Origin of the sequence: Gordonia sp. OPL2 (assembly GCF_003797825.1) — a bacterium.
GTDB lineage: Bacteria > Actinomycetota > Actinomycetes > Mycobacteriales > Mycobacteriaceae > Gordonia.
The window spans coordinates 1-6,772 of sequence record NZ_RKME01000056.1; the positions used below are offsets into that span (position 1 = coordinate 1).

Here is a 6,772-nt window from a genome sequence, read left to right on the forward strand (position 1 = left end):
CCTCTACGCAGCCAACCCGCAGCGCTACCGGCACCCACCCCGGGCACCTGAAGTCCCCAGCATCGTCGGCATCAACAACAAACAGAAACAGAACCAGGTCCTGTCTCAGACAGGTTGACAAATACCGTGTGAACCAAGGTGGATTGACCAAGTGCGGGTATCTGTCGTGACACCCGGGGAGCCGCAGTCCGTTACAGCGCCTTGAGTTCTTCGATGACGCTGTCGACGCTCTTCTTGGCGTCGCCGAAGAGCATGCTGGTGCCGTCGCCGTAGAACAGCGGGTTCTCGATGCCCGCGTACCCGGAGCTCATCGACCGTTTGAGCACGATGACCGAACGTGCCTCGTCGACGTTGAGGATCGGCATGCCGTGGATCGGGCTGCTCGGATCGTTACGGGCGGCCGGGTTGGTGACGTCGTTGGCGCCGATGACGATCGCGACATCGGTGCGGTTGAATTCACCGTTGATGTCGTCCATCTCCTTCATCGCGTCATAGGCGACATCGGCCTCGGCCAGCAGCACATTCATGTGTCCGGGCATCCGGCCTGCGACCGGATGGATCGCGTACTTGACCTCGACACCCTTGCCCTCGAGCAGCGCCGCCATCTCCTTGACCGCGTGCTGGGCCTGCGCAACCGCCAAGCCGTACCCGGGCACCACGATCACCTGATTGGCATACGCCATCTGGATCGCGGCATCGGCGGCCGAGGTCGCCTTCACCGTGCCACCGGCCGCTCCCGGGCCGCCGGCACCGGCATCGTCGCCACCACTGAAGGAGCCGAACACGATCGCCGGGATCGACCGGTTCATCGCCTTGGCCATCAGGTTGGTCAGGATCGAACCCGACGCGCCGACGATCATGCCGGCCACGATCATCGCCTGGTTGTTCAGCGCCAGACCTGCCGCCGCGGCCGACAGACCGGTCAACGCGTTGAGCAGCGAGATCACCACGGGCATGTCGGCGCCACCGATCGGGAACACCACGAACAGACCCATCACCCCGGCCGCCACCAGCAGCAGCACGATCCAGAACCACGGCGTGGCGTCGGTCGAATCCGCCGAGACGCCGATGATGATCGCGACCACGACCGCCACCACCGCGAGGACGATGTTGGCGAACTGGAACAGCTTGGCGTTGGAGACGAACGTCTTCTCCAACCCCTTGGGCATGATCTCCTGCAGCTTGGCGAATGCCACCAACGAACCCCAGAACGACACCGACCCGATGATCGCGGCGAACAGCGATCCGACGATCACATGCACGTCCGGGGTTTCCCCGACCGCGGTGAACCCGTCGGTCTCGATGTACTCCGCCCACGCGATCAACGCGACCGTACCGCCACCGACACCGTTGAACAGCGCCACCAACTGCGGCATCGCGGTCATCTTCGTCTTCAGCGCCGGCGGGATACCCAGCACCACACCCAGCAACAGACCGACGACGATCAACACCCAGTTGATCGACGGCACTCCGGCATCACCGGCGTTGTTGTACACCCCGAGCAGCGTCGCGACGATCGCGATACCCATACCGGTTGCGGCGATCCAGTTGCCGCGCACCGCCGTCTTCGGGCCGGTCAACCCCATCAAACCGTAGATGAACAGCGAGAACGCCACGATGTAGAGGACGGTCACGCCATACCCGAGACCCTCGGACACCTGCCCGGCCGAATCAGCCGCCACATGCAGCACAGACGTAGTCACTTGGCGGCCTCTTTCTTACCCTTGAACATGCCCAGCATGCGGTCGGTGACCGCGAAACCGCCGACCACGTTGAGCGTTCCGAACACGAGAGCGACGAACGCAATGATGCGCACACCCCAATTCGCGTCCGCCGGCAGCGAACCCAACACCACGAGCGCGCCGAGAACGACGATGCCGTGGATGGCGTTGGTACCCGACATCAGCGGCGTGTGCAGCGTGTTGGGGACCTTGGAGATCACCGCGAAGCCCACGAACCCGGCCAACACCAGGATCGCCACGTTCGCGAGGAGTTCGTTGTACATCAGGCCACCGCCTCTTTGTCACGGGTGACGCACGCCCCGGCGAGCACCTCATCGTCGAAATCCGGTGTGAGATCACCGTTGTCGTCGAGCATCAACTCCAACAGCGCCAACAGGTTCTTCGAATACAGTTCGCTGGCATGCTCGGGCATCGTCGCGGGCAGATTCAGCGGCGAGGTGATCGTCACGTCGTGCTTGACCACGGTCTGTCCGGGCTCGGTCAACTCGCAGTTGCCACCGGTCTCCCCGGCCAGATCGACCACCACACTGCCGGCCTTCATCCCCTCGACCGCCGCCGCGGTCACCAACCGCGGCGCCGGGCGCCCCGGCACCAGCGCCGTCGTGATGACCACGTCGAAACCCTTGATGGCATCCTCGAGCGCCTGCTGCTGCTGGGCACGCTCATCGTCGGTCAGCTCGCGGGCATACCCACCCTCACCGGCGGCGTCGATACCCAGATCCAGCCACTGCGCCCCGACCGAACGCACCTGCTCGGCCACCTCCGGACGCACGTCATACCCCGTCGTGCGACCGCCCAGGCGCTTGGCCGTGGCCAACGCCTGCAGACCGGCCACACCCACACCGAGCACCAACACCGTCGCCGGCTTCACCGTGCCCGCCGCCGTGGTCATCATCGGGAAGTACCGGGTCGACAGATCCGCCGCCACGATCACCGACTTGTAGCCCGACACATTGGCCTGCGAACTCAACGCATCCATCACCTGCGCACGCGAGATACGCGGGATCGCCTCCACCGCGTACGCCTCCACACCCGCAGCCTTGAGCGCGCCGATCTGGTTGTCGGCGTTACGCGGTGCCAGGAAACCGATCAGCTTCTGGCCGTTGCGCAGCTTGCCGATCTCGTCATCGGTCGGCGGCGCAACCCGCACCACCACATCCGCCGAATACGGATCACCGATCGTGGCGCCGGCCTCCACATACTGCTCATCCGGGATCAACGCCTCCAGACCGGCGCCCGACTCGACGACGACCGGGACACCCTTTCCGACCAGCGAACCCACCACTTTCGGGACCAACGCCACCCGACGCTCTCCCTGGGCGGATTCGCGCACGACACCCACACTCATAGTTCTCACCCTTAGTTCATGGTCAGGTACGCACCTGGCAGACCGGACCCAGCGGTCGCCTTCCATCGCAGTCGGATCGCGGTGCGATGGGCCGGAACGGTGCATTGTCATCCGGCTCACAAAAAACGTGCGACGAACATAGCATGACCTCATCTGCCAGGGTCGATGCAGTCAGATTGCTCACTTATCCCTTGACGGAACATGTTCCACCAACAATGGACACTTGTCTAGTCTGGTGTCCAGGGATCCGGTTCGCCTGAGTCAGGTGATCGCGTAGGTCCGGGTGTCGAGACCGGTCGCACCGTCGGGGACGGGCGAGGCGTAATCCTCCACCTGCGTTCGACCGTCAGCATCGATCGCACGGCAGGCGACGGTGTGCTCGCCCGGGGACGCGGCCCAGGTGAAACGCCATTGGCGCCACGTGTCCGTCGAGTACTGCTCCGCGAGGTCGGCCGGTTGCCAGGGCCCGTCGTCGATACGGACGTCGACGGCGCGCACGCCCGTGTGCTGGGCCCAGGCGGTGCCGGCGATGACGACGTCACCGCGCGGATGCTCGGATCGCGAGTCGGGCCGATCGATCCGGGAGGCGAGCTTGATCGGGCCGAGCGCCGACCACCCGCGTGAGGTCCAATAGGCCCGCGCCTTCGAGAACTGCGTCAGCTCCCAGTCAACGACCCACTTCGTCGCGGACACGTAGCCGTAGAGTCCGGGGATCACCTGCCGGACCGGATAGCCGTGTTCGAGTGGCAGCGGCTCGCCGTTCATCCCCACCACCAGGAGTGCATCGCGTCCGTCGGTCACGGCGGAGACCGGTGTGCCGCAGGTCCAGCCGTCGGAGCTGGTGGACAGCAGCATGTCCGCCTGCGGCCGGATGCCCGCGCGCTCGAGCAACGTCGACATCGGCACGCCCAGCCAGCGCGCGTTGCCGATGAGGTCTCCACCGACCTCGTTCGACACGCACGTCAGGGTGACGAGCCGCTCGGTCATCGGCATCGCGAGCAGTTCGTCCCACCCGATGCGGATCTCGTTGTCGACCATGCCGTGGATGCGCAGCGACCAGTCGGCGGTCGTCAGATTGGGCACCTGCAACGCGGTGTCGATGCGGTAGAAGTCGGCGTTGGACGTGACGAACGGGGTGGCACCCGGCACCCCGATGTCGGTCGCCGGCGGCACCGGCGGAGCAGCTGAACGAGGTTTCGGCAGAACGAGTTTCGTCCGGTCGGCGACGGTGCGTGCCGTGTCGGCGAGGATGCGTCGTCCCATCACGCCGACGACGACCGCGAGCGCCGCCACCCCACCCGCGGTCAGCACGAAGCGTCGGCCGACGGCCGGCCCGCTCGACATGCCCGCGCCGTCGTCGGAGATGGTGTCGCGGTCTTGCGGCGACGTGCCGGCCGGCGATACTGCCCCGGGCAGCATCCCCAGTAGCACCTTCAGCACGACGATCGCGATCAACGCGGTCCCGACCGACGGAATCGCAAAGGTCCACACGGCATCCGGACGGCCGAGCGCGGCCAGCGCGCCGACCACCCCGAACAGTCCGATGATCACTGTTCCGGCCGGCGGCCATCGTCGTTGCACGACACCGCAGGCGGCGGCGAGAATCACGATCAGGAAGGTCATCCCGGTGAACAGGGCGACCTTGTCGGACGTGCCGAAGGTGTTGATCGCGAACTCGCGGACCGCCGCCGGACTGTGGTCGACGACGGCGGACCCGACGGCGACGTACGGTGAGGCGTTGGGATCGACGGTGACCGCGAGCAATTCCCCACCCGCGAGACCGGCGCCGACAGCGACCACACCGGCGATCGCCGCCGGCCAGAGACGGAGGGATGCGGGCGAGGTCGAGGTCACACTCCTTGATACCTCGGTTTCGGATCCGGCGGTCGGCGGCGGTGGCCGCGTGGGTGCATGAGCCTCACGCGGGCGGCTTCCGACGGCGCCGGTCCAGCGGGTGCTGACGGGATCTGTCGGGCGGCCTCAGGCTTGTGCGGCCTCCGACGACCGCTGCGCAGCATGCCGACCGGCGCGCCGGCCGAAGTACGACCCCTCGCCGAGCTGCGTACCGCTTGCGTATCCCTTGCCGTCCTGCGCGATGTTGGCCGCACAGGCGCCGGCGGCATAGAGCCCGACGATCGGCGCGCCGTCGGCGTCGAGAACTTCCGCGTCCACCGATGTCGCCATGCCGCCCATGGTGAAGCACGAGTACATCGCCTTACCGAGGCTGAGGTCGAAGGCACCCCACGGACCGTGGTCCTGCGGCGCGAGGAACTCGGCCGATTTGTGGAAATCGGGATCCTCGCCGCGGGCGGCGTTCTCGTTGTAGTCGGCGAGGGTCTTCTGCAGTCGGCCCTCGGGGATGCCGAGCGCGGACTCCATCTCCGCCACGGTCTCCCAGCCGTCGATCAGGTTGATCAGCGGCACCTCCGGACGCTCCATGTGTGCCTCGTCGACGATCAGGAACGCGGCCGAATCCGGTTGATCCATCACGAATCCCGATGTCCGCGAATGGTACGAGTCCTCGGCGACGAACCGATCGCCGTTGTTGTTCACCACGATGCCGGTGAGCAGGATGCTCGGCGGGTAGATCGGGGCGGTCACGAACGCCTGATCCATGTGCTTGAGCGCGGCGCCGACCGACTCGCCCAGTCGGATGCCGAGCCCGTCGTCGTAGGTGCTGCCGAGGGTGAACGGCTTCTCGGCGACGTGCGGCACATGGCGCGCGACCATCTCCTCGTTCATCACGAACCCGCCGGCCGCGATGACGACCGACTTCGCGCGGATGACCCCCTGCTCGCCCGGCGTCCGCCAGGCCGCGCCGACGACGCGTCCGGACCCGTCGACGACGAGTTGTCGCGCCCCGGTCTCGTAGCGGATCTCGGCACCGAGTTCGGTGAGTCGTTTGACGAGCAGCTCCACCACCATGGATGCGCCACCCGTGTCACCCGGCACTGGGACCTTGTGCCCGCGCGGCGCAGGCGTGGCCATGTTCTTGAACGGCCACACCTTCTCGTTGCCGGTGAACATCAGCCCCTGGGTCTGCGGCTGGATGACGGCCTTCTCCGGATAGAAGCTGCGTTCGAAGCTGAACCCGAGGGACTCCAGCCAGTTGAAGTGGTCGACGCTGTCGACGCAGTAGGCGTGGATCTTGTCCGGCTCCGGGTCACGGGAGACCGCGGTGATGTACTTCTCCATCTCCTCGGCACTGTCCTCATGCCCGGTGGCCTGCTGCACCGCGGTGCCACCGCCCAGATAGAAGTGCCCTCCGGCCATACAGCTGGTCCCGCCGGCCGCTGCGGCCCGCTCGAGGACCAGGACCTTCGCACCCGCCGACGCGGCCTCCACCGCGGCACTCCCACCGGCCACGCCACACCCGATGACCAGCACATCGACCTCGTCCGAGAACGACTCCACGGAGTCCAGCGCGATCGTGTCCGGGATCTCAGTTCCTGCCATGGTCACAGGGTAGACGATGGACTAGAACATGTTCTAGTTCCTCATTGCCTTCGTGACGGTCGCAGGCTCCCTCCTCAGGCAACGTCGCCCCCAACCCGGTCCCTGATCCGAAGAGTTCGGTGAGGTGAGTTGGGTAGCTGACCCCCTGGGGCATGCTGGAATGGGGTCGGTGGTTGCGACCCTGGTTGGCCGGTGTTTGGTTAGGCGACGTCTCGGGGTTCGATGG

The 6,772-nt window shown here is 66.3% G+C and carries 5 protein-coding genes; all 5 read right to left on the reverse strand.

Translation table 11 applies throughout. The annotated features are described in order from the left end of the window. Positions 1–191: 191 nt before the first annotated feature. Complete coding sequence (locus EEB19_RS26180) at positions 192–1,703, reverse strand: NAD(P)(+) transhydrogenase (Re/Si-specific) subunit beta (RefSeq protein WP_187590261.1); 1,512 nt, start codon at positions 1,701–1,703, stop codon at positions 192–194. Then, on the reverse strand, positions 1,700–2,005 hold the full coding sequence (locus EEB19_RS26185) for an NAD(P) transhydrogenase subunit alpha (RefSeq protein WP_187590262.1): 306 nt from the start codon (positions 2,003–2,005) through the stop codon (positions 1,700–1,702). The genes EEB19_RS26180 and EEB19_RS26185 overlap by 4 nt, the downstream gene beginning before the upstream one ends. Further along, a complete protein-coding gene (locus EEB19_RS26190; RefSeq protein WP_187590263.1) occupies positions 2,005–3,090 on the reverse strand; it encodes a Re/Si-specific NAD(P)(+) transhydrogenase subunit alpha in 1,086 nt (361 codons plus the stop codon). The genes EEB19_RS26185 and EEB19_RS26190 overlap by 1 nt, the downstream gene beginning before the upstream one ends. Positions 3,091–3,351: 261 nt before the next feature. Continuing rightward, entirely contained in the window at positions 3,352–4,944 is a 1,593-nt protein-coding gene (locus EEB19_RS26195) for a molybdopterin-dependent oxidoreductase (RefSeq protein ID WP_187590264.1), read from the reverse strand. Positions 4,945–5,070: 126 nt separating this feature from the next. Next, positions 5,071–6,546, reverse strand: a complete 1,476-nt coding sequence (locus EEB19_RS26200; protein ID WP_187590265.1) for an FAD-binding protein — start codon at positions 6,544–6,546, stop codon at positions 5,071–5,073. Positions 6,547–6,772: the final 226 nt, after the last annotated feature.

Bases quoted from the DNA above. Each gene is read 5' to 3' on its own strand.
- EEB19_RS26185 (WP_187590262.1), bottom strand. From the start codon at position 2,005: ATGTACAACGAACTCCTCGCGAACGTGGCGATCCTGGTGTTGGCCGGG.
- EEB19_RS26190 (WP_187590263.1), bottom strand. From the start codon at position 3,090: ATGAGTGTGGGTGTCGTGCGCGAATCCGCCCAGGGAGAGCGTCGGGTG.
- EEB19_RS26200 (WP_187590265.1), bottom strand. From the start codon at position 6,546: ATGGCAGGAACTGAGATCCCGGACACGATCGCGCTGGACTCCGTGGAG.